General features: G+C 54.7%; 16 protein-coding genes. 5 read left to right on the forward strand and 11 right to left on the reverse strand.

Annotation, left to right across the window (positions count from 1 at the left end):
• Positions 1–2: 2 nt before the first annotated feature.
• From GQE98_RS14685 to GQE98_RS14695, 3 genes are read right to left on the reverse strand one after another with little or no spacing between them, the layout of a single operon-like run.
• Positions 3–1,712 carry a PqiB family protein gene (locus tag GQE98_RS14685; RefSeq protein WP_161316469.1) on the reverse strand — a complete coding sequence of 570 codons (1,710 nt, stop codon included), beginning with the start codon at positions 1,710–1,712 and terminating at the stop codon, positions 3–5.
• On the reverse strand, positions 1,702–2,337 hold the full coding sequence (locus tag GQE98_RS14690) for a paraquat-inducible protein A (RefSeq protein WP_161316470.1): 636 nt from the start codon (positions 2,335–2,337) through the stop codon (positions 1,702–1,704). Before GQE98_RS14690 ends, GQE98_RS14685 begins: the two co-directional genes overlap by 11 nt.
• Positions 2,334–2,966 (reverse strand): paraquat-inducible protein A, encoded by a 633-nt coding sequence (locus GQE98_RS14695; RefSeq protein WP_161316471.1) that lies wholly within the window; start codon positions 2,964–2,966, stop codon positions 2,334–2,336. The genes GQE98_RS14690 and GQE98_RS14695 overlap by 4 nt, the downstream gene beginning before the upstream one ends.
• A gap of 311 nt (positions 2,967–3,277) precedes the next feature.
• Here GQE98_RS14695 and cysD point away from each other — a divergent pair, with 311 nt between their 5' ends.
• Positions 3,278–4,186 (forward strand): sulfate adenylyltransferase subunit CysD, encoded by a 909-nt coding sequence (gene cysD / locus GQE98_RS14700; protein ID WP_161316472.1) that lies wholly within the window; start codon positions 3,278–3,280, stop codon positions 4,184–4,186.
• Positions 4,186–6,084 (forward strand): sulfate adenylyltransferase subunit CysN, encoded by a 1,899-nt coding sequence (cysN, locus tag GQE98_RS14705; protein ID WP_161316473.1) that lies wholly within the window; start codon positions 4,186–4,188, stop codon positions 6,082–6,084. Before cysD ends, cysN begins: the two co-directional genes overlap by 1 nt.
• 3 nt (positions 6,085–6,087) lie before the next feature.
• On the opposite strand, the gene rfbA is transcribed toward cysN, so the two are convergent.
• A complete protein-coding gene (gene rfbA, locus GQE98_RS14710) occupies positions 6,088–6,957 on the reverse strand; it encodes a glucose-1-phosphate thymidylyltransferase RfbA (protein WP_161316474.1) in 870 nt (289 codons plus the stop codon).
• Between the two features lie 114 nt (positions 6,958–7,071).
• Complete coding sequence (locus GQE98_RS14715) at positions 7,072–8,652, reverse strand: tetratricopeptide repeat protein (protein WP_161316475.1); 1,581 nt, start codon at positions 8,650–8,652, stop codon at positions 7,072–7,074.
• 174 nt (positions 8,653–8,826) lie between these two features.
• Between GQE98_RS14715 and GQE98_RS14720 the strand changes: the two genes are divergently transcribed.
• Positions 8,827–12,441 (forward strand): hydantoinase B/oxoprolinase family protein, encoded by a 3,615-nt coding sequence (locus tag GQE98_RS14720; protein ID WP_202526327.1) that lies wholly within the window; start codon positions 8,827–8,829, stop codon positions 12,439–12,441.
• Here GQE98_RS14720 and GQE98_RS14725 read toward each other — a convergent pair whose 3' ends face one another.
• The 4 genes from GQE98_RS14725 to GQE98_RS14740 all read right to left on the reverse strand — a co-directional run bounded on the left by GQE98_RS14725 (position 12,442) and on the right by GQE98_RS14740 (position 18,603).
• Positions 12,442–12,897 carry a YHS domain-containing (seleno)protein gene (locus tag GQE98_RS14725; RefSeq protein WP_161316476.1) on the reverse strand — a complete coding sequence of 152 codons (456 nt, stop codon included), beginning with the start codon at positions 12,895–12,897 and terminating at the stop codon, positions 12,442–12,444.
• An 85-nt stretch (positions 12,898–12,982) separates the two neighbouring features.
• Positions 12,983–16,690, reverse strand: coding sequence for a methionine synthase (metH, locus tag GQE98_RS14730; protein WP_161316477.1), 3,708 nt, complete (start codon positions 16,688–16,690; stop codon positions 12,983–12,985).
• Positions 16,691–16,717: 27 nt separating this feature from the next.
• Positions 16,718–17,647, reverse strand: a complete 930-nt coding sequence (gene metF / locus GQE98_RS14735) for a methylenetetrahydrofolate reductase [NAD(P)H] (protein ID WP_161316478.1) — start codon at positions 17,645–17,647, stop codon at positions 16,718–16,720.
• On the reverse strand, positions 17,644–18,603 hold the full coding sequence (locus tag GQE98_RS14740) for a metalloregulator ArsR/SmtB family transcription factor (protein ID WP_161316479.1): 960 nt from the start codon (positions 18,601–18,603) through the stop codon (positions 17,644–17,646). Before GQE98_RS14740 ends, metF begins: the two co-directional genes overlap by 4 nt.
• Positions 18,604–18,919: 316 nt before the next feature.
• Between GQE98_RS14740 and GQE98_RS14745 the strand changes: the two genes are divergently transcribed.
• Entirely contained in the window at positions 18,920–19,717 is a 798-nt protein-coding gene (locus tag GQE98_RS14745; RefSeq protein WP_161316480.1) for an MlaA family lipoprotein, read from the forward strand.
• Positions 19,718–19,787: 70 nt separating this feature from the next.
• A complete protein-coding gene (locus GQE98_RS14750) occupies positions 19,788–20,420 on the forward strand; it encodes an MlaC/ttg2D family ABC transporter substrate-binding protein (RefSeq protein ID WP_161316481.1) in 633 nt (210 codons plus the stop codon).
• Positions 20,421–20,470: 50 nt separating this feature from the next.
• Here GQE98_RS14750 and phoB read toward each other — a convergent pair whose 3' ends face one another.
• Together phoB and phoU are read right to left on the reverse strand one after the other, a co-directional pair.
• Positions 20,471–21,151, reverse strand: coding sequence for a phosphate regulon transcriptional regulator PhoB (gene phoB, locus GQE98_RS14755; RefSeq protein ID WP_161316482.1), 681 nt, complete (start codon positions 21,149–21,151; stop codon positions 20,471–20,473).
• Positions 21,152–21,168: 17 nt separating this feature from the next.
• Positions 21,169–21,885, reverse strand: coding sequence for a phosphate signaling complex protein PhoU (phoU, locus tag GQE98_RS14760; RefSeq protein ID WP_161316483.1), 717 nt, complete (start codon positions 21,883–21,885; stop codon positions 21,169–21,171).
• Positions 21,886–21,888: the final 3 nt, after the last annotated feature.

Raw genomic sequence — 21,888 nt, forward strand, 5'->3', positions numbered from 1 at the left:
ACTTATCTCTTTCCACTGATCAGGGAACTCGGGTTACGTTCCAGGAAATCTGCAAGGCTGCGTACGGCCCGGCTGGCCGCTGCCAGTTCCTGCAACATATTCATCAGATCATATTTGAAGGGCGAGCCATCGGCAATCAGGTCATTGACAGAGGTGAACATGGTCTCGGCCGAGGCCAGCGTCGCATCGATTTTTGTAATAGCCTCCCTTACACCGTCGATTGTCTTGCCGATATTCGGAAGGGTCTTGGTATCGATATTTTCCGCCACCACCCGGACAGAGACCGCCAGCTTGCGATATTCTTCGATGGTTTGCTGCAATTCACCCGAATTTACCAGCTTGTCCAACCCCTCCACCGTATTGGTCAGGCTATTGCCGAGGCGCTCAATCGGCAGCTTGCCGAGTTTTGACATCAGCTGTGTCACCGAGCTGGTAATTTCATCCAGATCCGCCGGGACTGTCGGAATTTCAGGATAGCGCCTGTTGGAGGCGACATAGACTGCTTCGCGGTCTGGTACTAGGTCGAGATCGACGATAAGCTGCCCTGTCAGGAAATTTGCATTTTTCAGCTTCGCCTTCAGGCCGCGCGCGATCAGGTCCTTGATGATTTTCTGGCGCAACTCGCGCCTCTCCAGAGCCGAAAGGATTTTCTTGCCATCATCCGTCAGCTTGATTCTTTGAGGTTCGATTTCGATCAGTACCGGGATGTAGTACTTCTGCTTTGCCTCGTCGATTTCCAGACTGATTTCGCGGACATTGCCAACCTTGATCCCCTTGAACTCAACACTGGCGCCAACTGCGAGGCCGCTGACAGATCCATCGAAATAAAGGACATAAACGACCTTTTCAGTAAAGCGAGCATCGTTTTTGGCCTGTTTATTATCATAGAGCTTGAACGGGTGGCGGCTTTCCGCCTTGAAGGTACCCTGGTAAAGCTCGTCAGTCCCGAATTCAATCGCGCCGGCGATCAGGGCCTGCACAGAATCCGCTCCCACTTCAACGCCAGAGGTGGAAACGGAAACATTGATACCGCCAGCGTTCCAGAAATTCGTCCCCTCCAGCACCAGTTCGTCATAGGGTGCCTTTACAAAGGCATAGACTTCAATGGCTTGCTTATCCTCCGCCAGGCGATAACCAAGCACGCTGCCAACCTGGAGGCCCTTGTAAATGACCGGCGTTCCGCGGTTGATATTACTCAGCTTCTCCGTCGAAAGGACATATTCTGTTCCCTTGGCATCAGACGTAATCACAGGCGGTGTATTCAGGCCATTGAACTCAGTTTGCCGGTCACCGCCCTTACCCGGATCAATCTCGATAAAAGAGCCGGAAAGAAGGGTTTGAAGACCGGTAATTCCCTGAAACCCGATGGCCGGCGCAACGATCCAGAATTGTGCATTTTCTGTCAGGTACTTTTCCGCCTCGCGGTTTACATCGATCACCATCGACACCCCCTCGTCATCGTCGAGAATGTCAATCCGGCTCAGCGTCCCTATGCTTACATCCTTGTATTTAAGTTGTGTCTTGCCGGGCACCATGCCTTCTGCGTTGTCAAATTTGATGGATATTTCAGAACCCCGTTCCGCGAGCGCCTGAAATATCAGATAGGCGGCCACGGCAAGCGCGATTGCCGGAACGATCCAGATGCTCATCATGCTCACGTAGCCACGGCGCACCTTCGCATCTGGTAGTTTCTGACCGCTATCATCCGTCATTATCGTCCCTCTCGTCATCCCAAATCAAACGCGGATCAAAGGTCATCGCCGCGAACATCGTAATAATCACGACGGCGGCGAAGGCAATCGCGCCCGGCCCTGCCGTCACTGTCGCCAGCGCCTGTAACTTTACCAGCGCGATCAGGATTGAAATCATAAAAATATCAATCATCGACCAGCGGCCAATAAACTCCGTAAAGCGATACAGTAACGCCCGCTTCCGCCGCCGTACTTTCATGCCCAATTGCACCGATACTACCAGAAAAAGTAAAGCAAGGATTTTGAAAATGGGCACAAAGACACTGGCAATAAAAACAATCACCGCAATTACCATCTGTCCCGACTGCGCCAATTCAAGCACGCCCCCCATGATCGTGTTGGTCGTTGACTTGCCAAAGGAGATCAATGTCAGTACCGGATAGACATTGGCCGGAACATAGAGGATTCCCGCTGCGATCAGGAGCGCCCAGGTTCGGCTCAGGCTGTTACTCTTGCGACTATGGAGAGCCGCTTCGCAACGCGGGCATTCGGGCGAATGTTCCGCGATAAAACGGTTCGACACCAGCAGTCCGCAAACATGGCAGGAGACAGCACCGATCGATTTTGCGGTGACGGGCGCGGTCATGCGCGGATCTCCTTCAGCCGGGACCAGAGGGCCTCCTCATCCAGTGTCATATAGGCCATCACTGTCGCCGCCACCATCAGGACAAAGGCAAATAGCGACAGGCCGACGCTGACATCAGCAAAATCCTGCAATTTGACGAAGGCAACGATGATACCGAGAATAAATATCTCTGACATGGCCCAGGGTTTAAGATGTGCCAGAAGCCGAATCTGCATCTGCGGGCTATAGGGTGAACGGTTCAATCGCATCGGCAGCAGCAGGGTAATCAGGACAAGCAGGACAGCAGAGGGCGCGACCACGCTGGAGATAAAAACGACAATCCCGAGCTCCCAATACCCCGCCTTCCAGAAAGCAATCGCGCCATCGATCAGCCGGTTCGACTCCGCCTGACCTTCCATCTCAAAGGTAAGCAGCGGGAACACATTAGCCAGAATAAAGAACATCAGGCCGGTCAGGGCGAAGGCCAGGGATCGATCGAGACTGTTTTTATGACGAACAAAAAGTAAGGCGCCACAGCGGATACACCGACCTTGTTCCCCCTCCTTGATCCGTGGGACCGAATGAATAAGGTCGCATTCCGGGCAAGCTCTGAAGTCCTCGGTGTAATTAAAATCCTTGTCAAAGGCCATACGTTACTTTCATCCGTCGATTGCGCCTCAGACAATAGTCCGCAAAGGTGCCGCATTCAATTGATTTTCATTGTGAAATTTCCCCCATTAGTATTCAGCCGAAGACCATGAGCGTGGGCGGAACCCTATTGTAATGGACGGGGTGGTTCCCTATCTTGGCATTTAAACGATATTTTTATGCAAAATGCATTATTTCACATTTATTTGTCGTTAAATAGGATTGTTTCTTCTTGTGAGAACAACCGATATTATATAAGCCCTTGTGCATAACGGTGCAGGAGCGCCCGGATACTGGAACAAGAGACAGACTTATGAGCACATCGCGGTTGACCCATTTACGCCAGTTGGAGGCGGAAAGCATTCATATCTTCCGGGAGGTCGTCGCGGAATTTGAAAAACCGGTGATGCTTTATTCCATCGGCAAGGATTCAGCCGTGCTGCTGCATCTTGCGCGGAAAGCCTTTTATCCCTCTCCTGTCCCCTTCCCGCTTCTGCATGTGGATACCACCTGGAAGTTCCGGGAAATGATCCATTTCCGCGATACCATCGTGAAGGACTACGGCCTTGAGCTGCTGGTGCATATCAACCCTGATGGCGTTAAGCAGGGCGTTGGGCCCTTCACCCATGGCTCGGCCCTGCATACCGACGTGATGAAGACGGAGGCTCTGAAACAGGCGCTCAATCAATACAAGTTCGATGCAGCCTTTGGCGGCGCGCGCCGGGATGAGGAAGCAAGTCGCGCGAAAGAGCGGGTTTTCTCCTTCCGCAACGAGGCGCATCGCTGGGACCCGAAAAACCAGCGCCCCGAGCTTTGGAACCTCTATAACGGACGGGTCCGCAAGGGGGAGAGCATCCGCGCCTTTCCGCTCTCTAACTGGACCGAGCTCGATATCTGGCAATATATCTATATGGAGAATATCCCCATCGTGCCGCTCTATTATGCGGCGGAGCGCCCGGTCGTGGAGCGCGAAGGCATGCTGATCATGGTCGATGACGACCGGATGCCGCTCAATGACGGCGAAACGCCGATGATGAAATCTGTCCGGTTCCGCACCCTCGGCTGCTATCCGCTGACCGGCGCGATTGAATCGACCGCCTCGACCCTGCCGGAGATTATCCAGGAAATGCTCGTCGCCCGCACATCGGAGCGACAAGGCCGCCTGATTGACAAGGATCAGGCCGGATCGATGGAGAAGAAGAAGCAAGAGGGGTATTTCTGATGGACCAGAGAACCGATACGGTCACGGCGGAAATCGACGTCTATCTCAAGACACAGGAACAGAAGAACCTCCTCCGCTTTATCACCTGTGGCAGCGTGGATGACGGCAAGAGCACCTTTATCGGCCGCCTGCTCTGGGATTCAAAGCTGTTGTTCGAGGATCAGCTCGCCACCTTGACCGCCGAGAGCAAGCGCGTCGGTACGCAGAATGGCGAGATTGACTATGCCCTCCTACTCGATGGCCTGCAGGCCGAGCGCGAACAGGGCATCACCATCGATGTCGCCTATCGCTTCTTCGCGACCGACAAGCGCAAGTTCATTGTCGCCGACACCCCGGGGCATGAGCAATATACCCGCAACATGGTGACTGGCGCCTCCTCCGCAGATCTGGCCGTTATCCTGATCGACGCGCGAAAAGGAGTCCTGATCCAGACCATGCGGCACAGCTATCTGGTTAACCTGCTGGGTATCAAGAAAGTCGTGCTGGCCGTCAACAAGATGGATCTTGTCGACTATGACGAGGCCGTATTTGAGAAAATCCGCAGCGACTATCACACATTTGCGGAACAACTCGACTTTGAGGAAATCATCCCGATCCCCGTCTCTGCGCTGAAAGGCGACAACATGATCGGTGCGAGCAAGGCCATGCCTTGGCATAACGGCTCCAGCGTGCTCGATTATCTGGAAAATGTCGAGATTGGCGCGGAGGATCTCTCCCGCCCGTTCCGCATGCCCGTGCAATGGGTCAATCGACCAAACCTCGATTTCAGGGGCTTCTCCGGCACCATCGCCAGCGGCACGGTCAGTGTCGGGGATGAAATCGTCGAGCCCGCGTCAGGCCGGAGCAGCCGGGTTGCCCGCATCGTGACATTCGATGGTGATCTCGACGAGGCCATTGCCGGCCAGGCCGTCACCCTCACCCTTGAGGACGAGATTGACATCAGCCGCGGCGATATCCTTTGCGCGACGAAAGATCGGCCGTCAACTGCTGACCAGTTCGAGGCAAAGATCGTCTGGATGAGCAGCGAGCCCATGCTGCCGAGCCGGACTTACCTCCTCAAGCTCGGAACGGGAACAACTGCTGCAAGAATCAGCGACCTGAAATACACCGTCAATGTCAACACCATGGAGCATATGGCGTCCAAGAAGCTGGAGCTCAACGATATCGCCGTGTGTAACCTAGCGCTCGACAAGGCGATTTCCTTCGATCCCTATTCGGAGATACCGGCGACCGGTTCCTTCATCCTGATCGACCGCTTCACCAATGCGACAGTGGCGGCAGGAATGATCGATTTTGCGCTGCGCCGGGCGGAAAATATCCATTGGCAGTCGGTGGATATCCATAAAGATGCTCGCGCTGAACAGAAGGGGCAAAAGGCTTCGGTCCTCTGGTTTACCGGGCTTTCCGGTTCCGGCAAATCGACTATTGCCAATTTGGTCGAGAAAAAGCTCCATGCGATGAACAAACATACCTATCTGCTCGATGGCGATAACGTGCGTCATGGGCTGAACAAGGATCTCGGCTTCACCGATGCGGACCGGGTGGAGAATATCCGCCGTGTCGGTGAGACGTCGAAGCTGATGGTCGATGCAGGGCTGATCACCCTTGTCTCCTTTATCTCCCCCTTCCGAAGCGAGCGGCAGATGGCGCGCGGCCTGCTGGAGGACGGAGAGTTTCTCGAAGTCTTCGTCGATACCCCGCTGGAGATATGTGAGGCGCGGGATATCAAGGGCCTCTACAAGAAGGCACGCGCCGGGGAAATCAAGAATTTCACCGGAATCTCATCTGATTATGAACGCCCGGAAAATGCGGAGATCGTCATTGACGGCGGCCGGATCAGTCCGGAAGACGCCGCCGATCAGATCATCGAAATACTTGAGCGACGGAAATTGATTTAAGACCTATTTCAAAAGATTAAGCAGATACTCGCCATAGCCACTCTTCTTGAGCGGTTCGGCGAGGGTTGCAAGCTCGTCTGCGGTGATGAACTTTTTCTGATAAGCGATTTCCTCTGGGCAGGCGATTTTAAGTCCCTGCCGCTTCTCGATTGTCTGCACGAAATGAGACGCTTCCAATAGGTTATCGTGCGTCCCGGTATCGAGCCAGGCACTGCCGCGGCCCAGAACCTCCATGCTGAGTTCGTCCTGATCGAGATAAAGCCGGTTAAGGTCAGTAATTTCCAGCTCTCCGCGGGCGCTCGGTTTCAGGTGTTTTGCAAAATCAATCACCTGATTGTCATAGAAATAGAGCCCGGTGATCGCAAAATTCGATTTCGGCTTTTTCGGCTTTTCCTCGACCCCGATGACTTTACCTGTCTCATCAAATTCAGCGACGCCATAGGCTGTCGGGTCGGAAACATGATAGCCGAAAATGGTCGCGCCGGTTTCCCGCGCCTTGGCGCTTTGCAAGAGCTGGCTGAACCGGTTGGCGTAAAAGATGTTATCGCCGAGAATCAGCGCGGAATGATCATCCCCGATATGATCCGCCCCGATGATGAACGCCTGCGCCAGTCCGTCCGGCGACGGCTGCGCCGCATAAGAAATATTCAAGCCCCATCTGGCACCATCGCCCAACACGCGTATGAACACATCCTGTTCCTCCGGCGTGGTTATAATCAGGATATCCCGAATATCTGCCAGCATCAGGGTCGCCAATGGGTAGTATATCATCGGCTTGTCATAGATTGGCATCAGCTGCTTGCTGACGCCAAGTGTCAATGGATGCAGCCGGCTGCCTGTTCCGCCCGCGAGAATAATACCTTTATGCGCCATAGGGTCCCGTCTCAATGTCATTAGTTTGATTATTGTAGCAATAGCATATCAGTAACGTCATTGGGTTTAAATTTTCTTACCTGATTTCGTGTTTAGGTTAAATATTCTTATATCTTATACCCGGAGATTCTTTTCTGCTTCCTCGGCGATCCGTTCGAACAGAAGCTGCGCTTCACGGTTGCCCGGCTCCCGCCGCAAAAGATATTTCAACGGATCGAGCGCTTCACTGACCCGACCAGCCCGGCACAAAACCTCAGCGACCAGCAGCAGCCCTTCCGGGGTCGACTCAAGAAACTGCCGGTTGCGCTCAATGATTTCCAGCGCGTCGTCTGCCGTGCCTGCCTCCGACATCAGGCGGAGGATCAGGATCGTCGGCTCTGGGATAGAGTCGCACCTGAAATAGGCTTCATCCACTAACTTCAACGCCTCAACTACCGACTGTTTCTGATGCGCGCCTGCCATGGGCAGTGCCTTTGCAAGGGCCTCTGCGCAGCCACGAAAAACCTTGAAATCGCCGTAGCTCAAGCGAAGAAGCGCGAGAATTTGCGGCAGGCTGTGATTGCCAAAATTCTCTTCGGCAATTTTTTTCAGCATGAAGAATTCGTCCGGCCCTGCGGTGCGAATATGACTATTGAACTGATGTTGGAGATGCTTCGCCTTCCTCCGCCCCTTATTCATCAGAATCCCTGCCATTTCCAGCGAAGATTTTGCATGCCCTGAAGTTATAAACTGCCCTTTCTTGCGCTCAACATACTGCGAAGTCGCGTGATAATTGACAGGCAGGTTGAAAGTGCCGTTTGTTGGAACCTTTCGCGGCGGCAACTCAGAAAGAGCGAGAAGGTCAGTCACCCCGAAATCCCCAGACAATAGAAACATCGGACCTGTTGTCAGCTTTTCCAGTCGATCAATCATCTGGAAGCCGCCGACAGGAAGGGAGAAGTTCCACTCCCCCTTCATTCGCCGGTATTTTTCAAGGATGCTATTCCAGTCCTTGTTTTCGTATATATTCGTCTCTGTTGGCTGTTCGCGATAGTCAAACCGGGTGGATTGGATAATTTCTGCGATTTCATCGCTGTCTGTTTCGATGCGGTGACAGACCTGCCGCTCGAAGAGCCTGTTATCCCGGACAGCGTAGAAATCATGCGGCAAGCTATCGATGACATAATTCGCAATCACTGAAAGCGGGTTCGACAGGGATCCTGGCTTAATCTTCCGTTTTGAGACCAACAGGCGGATCGGGTCATCCTTCAGAACATCAAAATAGGCGAAATCCAGAACCCCCTGATCGACAAACGGTTTCAACTGCGGATGCTGCCGCCAGAACGCGATATTCATCTCGCAAACATCGGTCATCACATAGACGACATTTCGCTTCCGCGCGACTGACTGTTCCTCCGGTGAGAAGAAATGGCGCAGGAAGCCATAGGAAAAGCAACCCGGCCCTGCTCCCAGTTCCAGAATATAATGAGGCTCCTGCCTCTCCTGGGCCCTGCCACCCTGACCAAAATCATCGAGAAAGCCGCGAAGAACATTGGCATAGGCACGCCCAATGAACGGGTTTGTTGTCACATAGTTGGGAACCCTGCCCGGCGCCCAGGCCTCAACGCCAAGTATTTCATAGTAGCTTCGCATCAAGTCCCAGACTGGTGATCGAGACAGGGGTACATAATTTTCACTATTTTCATCTACCGTCATCTTGAGCCGCTCTCCTGATATTCTGATGGCTCAAAAACGTCTGGCGCCGCGATTTCGTGAAAGGGGCGAAAACTTTCGGCAATACGGCTTTACCTGCGTCCATGCCAGATGATAAGAATTTGGAGTATCCGGTGGCGCGAATCAGGACCTTTACGGCTTCAGTTGAGAGAAAACATGACAGAGATAATGGATGAATCGGCGACGAAGGAATGGCAGTTCTGGGTTGATCGCGGAGGCACCTTCACCGATCTTGTTGCGCGTAAGCCGGATGGCAGTATCGTCACCCATAAGCTCCTCAGTGAAAACCCCGAACAATATGAGGACGCGGCACTTCAGGGCATTCGCGACCTGCTCGGCCTCGACAAAGATGATGATATCCCGGCGGCGCAGATAGAGGCCGTGAAGATGGGCACGACGGTGGCCACCAATGCCCTTCTGGAACGGAAAGGCGAACCGCTGGTGCTAATCACCACAGAGGGGTTTCGCGATAGCCTCCGTATCGGGTACCAGACACGCCCCAGGCTGTTTGCGTTGCATATTGAACTGCCGGAAATGCTGTATGAGCGCGTAATCGAAGTGACGGAGAGGATCGGCGCGACCGGAAAGGTGATCCGCACTCTCGATACCGAGACCGCACGAAAGAACCTGCAAGAGGCCTATGATGCTGGACTTCGGGCCTGCGCCATTGTCTTCATGCATGGCTATCGCTTTCCTGAACATGAACAACAGGTCGCGAAAATCGCCAAGGAGATCGGCTACACTCAAATCTCCACCAGCCATGAAACCAGCCCCCTGATGAAACTGGTCAGCAGAGGTGACACCACGGTTGTTGACGCCTATCTTTCCCCTATCCTGCGCCGTTACGTTGATCGGGTCGCGTCAGAACTTGGCGATACGCGCCTGATGTTCATGCAGTCCAACGGCGGGCTGACAGATGCGCATTTCTTTCAAGGCAAGGATGCCATTCTCTCCGGCCCGGCGGGCGGGGTGGTCGGTATGGTCCAGACCAGCGCCATGGCCGGGTTTGACAAGGTCATCGGCTTTGATATGGGCGGCACCTCCACCGACGTCTCCCATTATGGCGGGGAGTATGAGCGCACCTTCGAGACCGAGGTTGCGGGCGTGCGAATGCGGGCGCCAATGATGCTGATCAATACGGTGGCGGCGGGCGGAGGCTCGATCCTGCATTTCGACGGGGCGCGATACAAAGTGGGACCGGATAGCGCCGGGGCCAATCCGGGGCCAGCCTGTTACCGCAAGGGTGGCCCGCTAACCGTTACAGACTGTAACGTGATGCTCGGCAAGCTCGCGCCGGACTTCTTCCCCAAGGTTTTCGGTCCCAATGCCGATGAAGCCCTCGATGTGGAGACGGTCCGCGAAAAATTCGCCGCACTTGCAGCGGATATCAACACTGCCGCCGGCGACAACCGCAGCCCGGAAGAAGTGGCGCGTGGGTTCCTTTTCATCGCTGTCGAGAATATGGCCAACGCCATCAAGAAAATCTCCGTCCAGCGCGGCTATGATGTGTCCGAGTATGTACTCACCTCCTTCGGTGGCGCAGGCGGGCAGCATGCTTGCCTTGTCGCCGACAGCCTCGGCATGAAGAAGATCATGCTGCACCCCTACGCTGGCGTTCTGTCCGCTTTTGGCATGGGCCTCGCGGATCTTCGCGTTTTAAAGGAAAAGGCAATGGAAGTGACGCTGGAGGAAGCCGCGCTTTCCAGTATCGCAGCAACGCTGGACACCCTCGCGACGGAAGGCCATACGGAAATGCGGGCGCAAGGTGTTGAAGAGGCACGGATCGTCATTGAACGCAAACTCCATATCAAGTATCAGGGCTCCGATTCTACGATGATCGTCGATCACGGTCCGCTTGATACCATTGTCGCTGCGTTTGAAGCGGCACATCGGCAGCGATTTGGCTTCACCACACCTGAAAAGGCAATGATCGTTGAGGCCGCCGCCGTTGAAGTGGTGGGTGTCGGTGACAAGATCGACGATCCGCTTTGCCCTAGCGGAGAGACGGGTATTACCCCCCTCGCCCGGCAGGAAATCTATATTGGGGATGGCTGGCAGAGTTGCCCGTTTTACGATCGCGACATCTTGCCCTCCGGCGCGAAGATCGACGGCCCGGCTGTTATCGTCGAGAAAACCGGCACAAATGTGATTGAGCCGGGATGGCAGGCAGAGTTGACGGATTATGGCCATCTTGTCCTGACGCGAACCGAGGAACTCAAGCGAGAAATGGCAATCGGAACCGCGGTTGATCCGGTGATGCTGGAGATTTTCAATAATCTCTTCATGAATGTGGCCGAGCAGATGGGCACGGTGCTGGAGAAAACCGCCTATTCCGTGAATATCAAGGAACGGCTCGATTTCTCTTGTGCGGTGTTTGACCTTAACGGTGACCTGATCGCCAACGCCCCGCATATGCCGGTGCATCTGGGCTCCATGTCCGAGAGTATCAAGGCGGTCATTGCCAAGCATAAAGCAACGATGAAGGCGGGCGATGTCTATGTCCTGAACGCCCCCTATAACGGCGGAACGCATCTGCCCGATGTTACCGTGATCACGCCGGTGTTTGATCTTGAGGGGACTGATGTCCTCTTTTACGTCGCGAGCCGGGGTCATCATGCGGATATCGGCGGAATTACGCCGGGCTCCATGCCGCCAGACAGCCGCACGGTTGAGGAAGAAGGCGTCATCCTCGATAACGTCATGCTGGTCGATGGTGGCCGGCTGTGTGAGACGGAAATCGTCGACATCCTGAAATCGGGCAAATACCCCTCCCGCAACACGGACCAGAACATGGCCGATTTGAAGGCGCAGATCGCGGCTTGCGAAAAAGGCATTCAGGAACTGCGCAAGATGGTCGATCATTTCTCTCTTGAGGTTGTCCATGCCTATATGGGACATGTGCAGAACAATGCCGAGGAATCCGTGCGCCGCGTGCTGGATGTCCTGAAGGACGGGTCCTTCACCTACCCGATGGATGATGGCTATGAGATCAAGGTTAAAATCTCGATCAATAAGGAGGCCCGCACAGCCCGAATTGATTTCACCGGTACCAGTGGTCAGCACCCGACCAACTACAACGCGCCCAGGGCCGTGACCACGGCGGCGGTGCTCTATGTGTTCCGCTGCCTCGTCGAGAGTGACATTCCGCTCAACGCCGGTTGCCTGAAACCATTGGAAATTATCGTGCCGGAAAAATCCATGCTCTCACCGGAATATCCGGCGGCCGTGGTCGCGGGCAATGTCGAAACCTCGCAATGCATCACCGACTGCCTGTTCGGCGCTCTGGGTGTGATGGCGGCGGCGCAGGGCACCATGAACAACTTCACCTTCGGCAACGCGACCTACCAGTATTACGAGACGATCTGCGGCGGCTCAGGCGCGGGCCCTGAGTTCGACGGTACTAGTGCCGTTCATACCCATATGACCAACTCCCGCCTGACCGATCCCGAGGTTCTGGAATGGCGTTTCCCCGTTACGCTGGAGAGTTTCGAGATCCGGCGGGGCTCCGGCGGAAAAGGTGTGTTCAAGGGCGGCGACGGGACGCTTCGCAAAATCCGCTTTCATGAGCCGATGTCGGCGGCGCTTCTCTCCAGTCACCGCGTTGTCCCGCCCTTTGGCTTGAAAGGCGGCGAAGATGGCGAGGTCGGTAACCAGTGGGTGATCCGCACAAACGGCGATATCGAGTATCTTGAAGGCCGCGACAAGACCGAGATGGCGGCGAACGATATTTTCGTTATCCAGACGCCAAGCGGGGGTGGTTACGGGAAGTAACTATTTACTGGCGAGATATTTCTGCCAGTTTTGATCTGCGTCCCTGATCCGCTCGGCAATCCCCGTGTTTTGCCAGCGGATGCGGCCTGCATCATGCCCGAAGAGATAGAGCTTGCCGTCATAGATCAGCCAGACGCCGGGATCAACGTCCGATAAATTGCCAAGGCTCATCTGGTTGGAGCAATAGCCGCCATACTGCGGGGCATAGCTTTCCGGATCGGCGGCGAACAGGTCACGGCTTTTCGCGTCGACAAAGCGCCAGGTCGCGCCCTTGTAGTCGACGCTGTACTCATCCTCCCCTTCCGCGGGGCCCGATTTCGTGAAATAGGCCGTGCTGTCATGGCCATCGACGGCAAGTCCGCCGAGAAAACTCTTGTTCACTTCCTCAAAGGCAACGGCCGTGCCTGCCCCTGTAAGAGCAAGCAGCAGTGTGATTGCGGCGATAAACCCACGCATAATATCCCTCCGTCTGTGACCGACCGCATTATCGCCGCGGCACCGATCACCGGAAAATCAATTTTGCGTCATCTGCTTAGGGCGCTTAGCTCGCCCGGCGAACCCGCTCATAGGCGAGATTGGACGCAAGCAGCCGCTCCGCCGCATCAGGGGAAATATCCTTGCGCTTCGCATAATCCTCCACCTGATCGCGGCCGACATTGCCGATCCCGAAATAACGGGCCTCCGGGTGGGAGAAATACAGCCCCGACACCGACGATGCCGGCATCATGGCGAAACTCTCGGTAAGCTCAATACCGACCCGCTTTTCTGCCTCCAGCAGATCGAACAGCCCGCGCTTTTCCGAATGTTCCGGGCAGGCCGGATAGCCGGGTGCCGGGCGTATGCCCTGATAGCTTTCGCGGATCAGTTCTTCGTTGCCGAGTTGCTCGTCACGGGCATAGGCCCAGAGCTCCTTGCGCGTCTGCTGATGGATATATTCTGCCATGGCCTCGGCCAGCCGATCCGCAAGTGCCTTCAGCATAATACTGCTGTAATCATCATGGGTTCTCTTGAATTCCTCAAGTTTTGCTTCAATACCGAGACCCGCTGTCACGGCAAAGGCGCCAATATAGTCCTTCAGGCCGCTTTCCACCGGCGCAATATAATCCGCGAGGCTGTGGTTGGCGCGCCCGTTTTTCCGCATCATCTGTTGCCGCAGGAAGTGGAAGCGATGTTTTTCCTCAGTCCGACTGTCATCCGTATAGACGATCACGTCATCCCCATCCCGTGCCGCCGGGAACAGCCCGACAACCGCCTTCGCGGTCAGCCATTTCTCCTCAATGATCTTGTCCAGCATGGCCGTCGCATCGTTATAAAGCTCGGTTGCGGTTTCCCCGACAACCTCATCTTTCAGGATTTTCGGGAAATGCCCCGCAAGCTCCCACGTCCGGAAGAAGGGCGACCAGTCGATATACTCCCGCAAGCGCGCCAGGTTGATGTTCTGGAACTCATTCAGGCCCGGAAAAGGTGGCACTGGTGGCTGATACTCCGACCAGTCGATTGGCACGGCGTTGGCGCGTGCTTCCTCCAGCGTAAATTGCTGATCGGGGCGGGATTTTTTCAGGTAATTCTCCCGCACCTGTTCATACTCGATCTTGATGCTGTCGCGCAGCTCCTGGTTATTCTCGTTGCTGGTCAGCTTGGTGGCGATGCCGACGGCGCGGGACGCGTCCGTCACATAGATTGTCGTCCCGTCATATTGCGGCGCAATCTTGAGGGCCGTATGCACCTTCGAGGTGGTCGCCCCGCCGATTAGCAGCGGCAGTTCAAATCCCTGACGCTGCATTTCCGCCGCAACTGTCGCCATTTCCTCAAGCGACGGCGTGATCAGCCCGGAAAGACCAATGATATCGACCTTTTCCGCAATCGCCGTCTCTAGAATTTTCGGGTATGGCACCATCACGCCGAGGTCGATCACCTCAAAATTGTTACATTGCAGGACGACGCCAACGATGTTCTTGCCAATGTCATGCACATCGCCCTTGACCGTCGCCATCAGGACCTTGCCCTTGGTCTGGGATTCCCCGCTCTTGTCCTTCTCTGCCTCGATAAAGGGCAACAAATGGGCCACCGCCTGCTTCATGACGCGCGCGCTTTTCACCACCTGCGGCAGGAACATCTTGCCCGACCCGAACAGGTCACCGACCACATTCATGCCGTCCATCAACGGCCCCTCGATCACCTGGATGGGCCGCGGGAACTGAAGGCGGGCCTCTTCCGTATCCTCGATGATATAATCGGAGATTCCCTTTACCAGCGCATGGGTGAGCCGTTCACCGACCGTTCCTTCGCGCCAGGAAAGATCAACGACATTGCTCCGCTTCTGGCCAATGGCCTGTTCCGCAACCTCAAGCAGGCGTTCCGTCGCGTCGTCGCGCTTGTTGAAAACCACATCCTCGATGCGATCGCGCAGGTCTTCGGGGATATCTGAATAGACGGCAAGTTGGCCCGCGTTCACGATGCCCATATCCATCCCCGCCTGGATCGCATAATAGAGGAAGACGGAATGCATCGCCTCGCGCATGGGGTTGTTGCCCCGGAGCGAGAAAGACATGTTGCTGACGCCGCCGCTGATCTGGATATAGGGCAGCGTGGCCTTCAGCTCTCGCGTGGCCTCAATATAGTCGCGGGAGAAATTGCGATGCTCATCAATACCGGTCGCAATGGGAAAGATGTTCGGGTCGAAAATGATATCTTCGGGAGGAAAATCAACGACTTCCGTCAAAATCTTATAGGACCGTGTGCAGATCTCGATCATCCGTTCCTTGCTGTCCGCCTGCCCGTCCTCATCAAAGGCCATGACCACGGCCGCCGCGCCATACCGGCGGATTTCCCGGGCATGGGCGATAAACTCCTCCTCGCCCTCCTTCAGGGAGATGGAGTTGACAACGCCCTTGCCCTGCACGGTTTTCAGCCCGGCCTGCAACACCTCCCATTTGGAGCTGTCGATCATGATCGGCACCCGGCTGATATCCGGCTCCGAAGCGATGAGGTTGAGGAAGGTCGTCATGGCGGATTTGGCATCCAGCATGGCGTCATCCATGTTCACATCGACAATCTGTGCCCCGTTAATCACCTGTTCCCGTGCAATATCGAGGGCAGTGTCGTAGTCCCCCTCCATCACCAGCTTCTTGAACTTGGCGGAACCCGCGACATTCGTCCGTTCCCCGACATTGATAAAGCCGGCCACATCGTCCAGATAAAGCGGTTCCAGCCCGCTCAAGCGGCAGACGGGCTCCAGTTCGGGGATCTTGCGCGGCGCAACACCGTCAACCGCCTCGGTTATCGCCGCAATATGTTCGGGACGCGTCCCGCAGCACCCGCCAACGATATTCACAAGGCCGCTTTTCGCAAACTCGCCCAGCTGTTCGGCCATATAGGCCGGGGTATCATCATAGTCGCCCAGCTCATTGGGAAGCCCGGCGTTCGGATGGACGCTGACCCGCGCGGTCGCAACCTGAGAAACTGATTGAACATGGGGCCGCAAGTCCTTGGCTCCCAAAGCACAATTGAATCCTATACTGATTGGCCGCACATGCGACATGGAGGCCCAGAAAGCTTCCGCCGTCTGTCCCGAGAGAGTCCGTCCCGACGCATCGGTGATGGTGCCGGAAACCATAACGGGGTGGCGAACGCCGGTTTCCTCGAAATAGCTGAGCACCGCATAAATGGCGGCCTTGCAGTTGAGACTGTCAAACACGGTCTCGATCAGGATGATCTGCGCCCCGCCATCGATCAGCCCGCGCAGCGCCTCATCATAGGCCTCGACCAATTCATCAAAGGAAACATTGCGATAGCCCGGATCATTCACGTCCGGCGAGATCGATGCCGTCCGGTTGGTCGGCCCCAGAACGCCAGCCACAAAACGCGGCTTGTCGGGTGTTTTCTCCGTCCAGCGGTCAGCCACCTTGCGGGCGAGTGCCGCCCCCTGCCTGTTCAGCTCATAGACCGCCTTTTCAAGCTTGTAATCCGCCTGCGCAATCGAGGTGGAGTTGAAGGTATTGGTCTCGAGAATATCCGACCCCGCGGCCAGGAAATCATCATGAATCTTCTCGATCACCTCCGGCTTGGTCAGGGTCAGAAGGTCATTATTGCCTTTAAGGTCATTACTGACATTCGCATAGGCCTCCCCGCGATAATCCTCCTCCGTCAGGCGATATCCCTGGATCATCGTGCCCATGGCGCCATCGAGAACCATAATCCTCTTGTCAAGAATAGCCTCTAGTTCAGCAAATGCCGGTGACTTCTGCATGGAATGACCTTTATTCAATAAATTAATTTAAGCAGTTACAGTGCTTTGTTCAGGCCGAAGCCCAAGTGTATGACAGACAGAATAGACAAGATCCGCCCGGTTCAGCGTATAGAAATGGAAATCCGTAACACCGGCCCTCTGGAGTTGCAGGCACTGCTCGGACGCGACCATGGCAGCAACCAGGTTGCGCGTCGCCGGGTCCTCATCCAGATCCTCGAACAGATGGGTCAGCCACGCCGGCACCTGGGTGCCACACTGACTGCTGAATTGACGGATTTTCGAGTAGTTCGTCACCGGCAGGATGCCCGGTACAATTGGTATCGTGATACCGTGGGCCCGCGCCCTGTCCACAAATCGCAGATATACTTCCGGATCAAAAAAGAACTGCGTGATTGCCCGGGTCGCGCCCGCGTCCATCTTGCGCTTGAGATAATCGATATCAGCAAGGCTGGACTTGGCGTCGGGATGTATTTCCGGATAGCAGCCGACGGAAACCTCGAAATCATGCTTTTTCCTCAGGAACTCGATCAACTCGACCGAGCCTGCAAATCCGCCTGGATGCGGCGTAAAGCTGGCATAACCTTCTGGCGGATCTCCGCGCAAGGCGACCAGATGTCGTATACCGCTCGACCAATATTGCTCGGCAACTTCCTCAAGCTCATCGCGGGTCGCACCAACACAGGTCAGATGTGCCGCCGGTTCCAACGCTGTCTCCTGGCGGATACGGCTGACAAGTGAGTGGGTCCGCTCCCGCGTTGAGCCGCCAGCCCCATATGTTACTGAGACGAACTTCGGGTTCAGCGGCGCAAGCCGGGTCAATGCCTGCCAATGTTTCTCCGCAAGCGCATCGGATGTTGGCGGGAAAAACTCGAAAGATACCTCTACGCGGTTGTTCGCTTTTGCGCCCAGCAATTTGCCGGAAACCTCTCTATTGTGTGGTATTCCTGACATAATCATAATGCAATGGTTCCTTTGGATTGGGCAGCGGTTACCGAAACGGCCGTCCAGATATTTACGGTAAGCGGGTCACCCTTCAGCACCTTGAAATCTTTGGGCTCTAACTCCGCCGCGGCACAGTATTTCAGGATACTTTCCTCATCGAATCCCATATGGCGATGGGCATGTTCCGTGCGCAGGCTCTCTAGGTTGTGGGGCGCGAAATCTACGATTGCCAGAAGGCCGCCGCTGCGCAAGAGACGTGCGGCCTCCCCGATCGCAACAGCCGGATCCTCAATATAATGCAGCACCTGATGAATGATAATGGCATCTTGTGATTGGTTGGTGAATGGCAGGTTATACATATCCGCAAGGCGAACCTGGCAATTACGCAAACCCGCATCCTCAATCGCGGTGCGGGCGAAGGAGAGCATTTCCCGGCTCGTGTCGACGCCAATCGCATGGGTAACCTTGGGCCCGAACAACTCCAGCATCCGGCCGGTCCCGGTGCCAATATCGAGAAAATCAACTATCTTGTGACCATTCGTCAGTGTCAGCAGGGCCTCTTCCACGGCCTCCTCTGGCACATGAAGGGAACGAATCTCATTCCAGTGGGCGGCATTTTCCCGGAAATATTCCTCTGCCGCTACGGTCCGTGCCTTCTTGACCGATTCCAGCCGGTCGAGATCACGGGAAACGATGGGGTCAGCCTCCGGCACCAGGTCAACAAGGGTGCGCGCCAGCAAGGACGCACTATTCTTTGCAGACAGGCGATAATAAACCCAGCTCCCTTCCTGATAACGATCAAGGAGGCCGGCGTCGCACAGTAGTTTTAAATGGCGGGAGACGCGGGGCTGGCTCTGCCCGAGAATCTGCGTCAGTTCACTGACGGTTAACTCTGAATGGCCGCAGAGAACCAGCAACCTGAGCCGGGTCTCTTCCCCGGCAGCACGCAATCCCTGAAGCAAGTTTTCCACATCAATCCCAACAAAATCATTAATTTAAATGATATAAACATATCCTTATATCTTTGTACAGGGAAAAATTTGCCCGATGAGCGACTTTTTCGCCACACCATCGAAGGATTCTGTTAACGTAAAAAAACCGTGACTCGCCAAGGTTTTAACCATGTGATACCAAAAACTGCAGGTTTTACCACTGTCTAAGCCACTTGTTATATCGTAATATGCGCCTAAACAGGATTTGATAAAAAGATTAAAGACTTTAGTAACTCTTGCTGGATACATTAGGCCTCGTTTCCGGAACATAGGTACTGAGTTGGAAAAGATAAAAATGGGTTTGCGTTCAAAATCATCCTCCTTTAAAGCCGGATTAACGGCTCTTGCGCTTCTTGTCGCTGTCACTGGTTGCGCGACACCGCAGCAGAAGGACGGAAAAGCCGTCGCGGTAATGTATGACGAGGTGTATGATCCGCTGGAACCGATGAACCGTTACTTCTTTGATGTGAACTATGCACTCGATGCGCTGTTCGTCAAACCGGTGTCGGAAATGTACCGGGGTGTTTTGCCAGAGGCTGTGCGCGACAGCGTGTCCAATTTCCTGACCAACCTGTCGCAGCCGATTTACCTGATTAATAATGTCCTGCAGGGCGACCTGAACGGCGCCGGCGACAATATGGGCGCCTTTTTCACCAATACGTTCCTGGGGGTTGGCGGCCTGTTTGATGTCGCCAAGCTGAATACACCGTCCGAAGACATGGGCCAGACATTAGCCGTCTGGGGCGTTCAGGAAGGACCTTATCTCGTCGTTCCCCTCCTCGGACCGAGAACAACCCGTGCCGCCGTTGGTGGCGTTGCCGATTACTATCTGGACCCGATCAATTACGCGGCAAAAGAAAATGATATTGAGCACTTCGGCGCTGTTCGCTGGGCGGTAAACGGGATTGACCAAAGATCTCGTGCAATAGAAGCTCTTGATGAAATCGAGAAAAACTCAATCGATTTCTATGCGGCGATCAGAAGCCTGTACCGGCAAAACCGCAATAACATGATTCTCAATGGTGCCAGCAATTCGACACAATTGCCGGATATGTCCTTTGACGATGATGACAATCCGGTCAAGAGAAATTAGCAGCATTTAATTTTTTCTTTCCTAGTTTTATAATCCGTTTAGGAAGTAATTCCCGTCGGGGGTATTGTAAATGTTTACGAGAAGAAGAGTTTTCCTTGGAATGCTGGTCGCTGTTTCGGCAATGACCGGATTATTTCAGTCGCCGGCCTTTGCCGAAGACTCAAAGGAACAGGCTGCCCTGTCGATGGTCAAGAAAATCGGCGATGAGGCTATTGCAACACTTTCAAATGAGTCCTTGAGCGACAGCCAGAAACAGGATCAGTTTGAAAAATTCCTGGATTCAAGCTTTGACATGCAGCGCATTGGCCGCTTTGTCCTCGGTCAGTATTGGCGCAGCGCCACTGAAGCCGAGCAAAACGAATTCCTGGTGGTTTTCCGGGACTATATGGTCGCCAGCTACGCTGAGAAAATCGGCTCTTATACCGGTGAGAATCTTGATATCAAGGATGCGACCTCACTCAATGATAAGGAATCGCTGGTTCATTCCGTGATTGTTCGGCCGAATGGCCCGCCCATAAAGCTTGACTGGCGTGTTCGCAGAACCAACGACGGCGAAAAAATCGTCGATGTTATTATCGAGGGGATCAGCATGGCGCAAACCCACCGTTCTGAGTTCTCATCCGTGATCAGTCAGCCCGGCGTCGGGATCGAAGGCCTGATCAACAAGCTGAAAGAGCAGATCAAGACTGCATCAAACAAGTAATTTAACCGTTTGAATTGAAAAGCCGCCCGTCATTACACGGGCGGCTATTTTTATGCCTTCTCGAAACAATAGCCCACGGCACGCACGGTCCGGACCAGGTCGGGCTCTCCCTTTTCATTAAGGGCCTTGCGCAAGCGCCGGATATGCACATCAACTGTTCGGTCTTCAACATAGACATTCTGCCCCCAGACACCGTCCAGAAGCTGCTCCCGTGTCAGGACCCGCCCTGCCCTCTCCATGAAATAACGGAGCAGCTTGAATTCCGTCGGCCCCAGGCGTATTTCGCGATCCCCGCGTTTCACCTTATAGGCAACCAGATCGACAACCACATCGGAAACGCTCAGCGTCTCGCTTCCCGCGTCCGGATTGCGCCGCCGCAAAACTGCCCTTATACGGGCCATCAGTTCGGCGGGGGAAAAGGGTTTCGACACATAGTCGTCGGCCCCCACATCAAGCCCCCTCACCCGATCGGCTTCCTCACCACGCGCGGTAATCATGATAACCGGCAGGTTGCTATGCTTCTGGTCCCGGCGCAGACGACGACAAATCTCTATCCCGGATACCTTGGGCAGCATCCAGTCGAGCAGGAGCATATCGGGCTGCTCTTCCTCAATCGCCAGCATCGCTTCATCGCCATCATGAGCAGACGCAACATCGAACCCCTCGCTCTCAAGATTATACCGCAAGAGCTCGACCATGGCCGGCTCGTCTTCAACTACAAGTATCTTCATCGAATTACACTAACACCTCAAGGGGTTTCATTGTCTATCATTGTGACGCTTGTCTTATCGCCCTTTGGGCGCGGTTCCTTCGGCATCTCGCCGGTCACCTGATAGATGATGATCTCGGCGATATTGGTCATATGATCGCCGATCCGTTCTATATTCTTTGCCATGAAGATCAGATGCGTACAGCTTGTGATGCTGCGCGGATCCTCCATCATGAAGGTCAGCAGTTCCCGGAACATGCTGTTGTAAAGCTGGTCCACGTCCTGATCCCGTTTCCAGACATCATACGCCAGGTCTGAATCGCCATTGGTATAGGCTTTCAGGGTGTCATCGATCATCCGGCGGACCATCTCGCCCATGCGCGGAATCGAGGAGATCGGTGCAATCGTGGGCGCCGTATTCAGCGCGATCACACGCTTCGAGATATTCGCGGCATAATCGGCAACCCGTTCCAACAGGGACGCAATCTTAAGCGCGGAAATCACCAGCCGCAGGTCATCTGCAACCGGGTTTCTCAGCGCCAGCAACCGGATAGACATGTTATCAATTGCAAGTTCCAGTTCATCAACGGCCTTATCCCCCTCAATCGTCTTGAGGGCGAGCTCCGTATTCCGCTCTGTTAGGGAGCGGACAGCGGCTTCTAGTTGGGTTTCGGCAAGTCCGCCCATCTCAACGATGGTGTTGCGAACCTCTTCAAGCTCTTCGTCAAATGACTTAACGATATGACCGCTATTCATGTT

This window comes from Sneathiella litorea (genome assembly GCF_009882915.1).
Taxonomy (GTDB): domain Bacteria; phylum Pseudomonadota; class Alphaproteobacteria; order Sneathiellales; family Sneathiellaceae; genus Sneathiella; species Sneathiella litorea.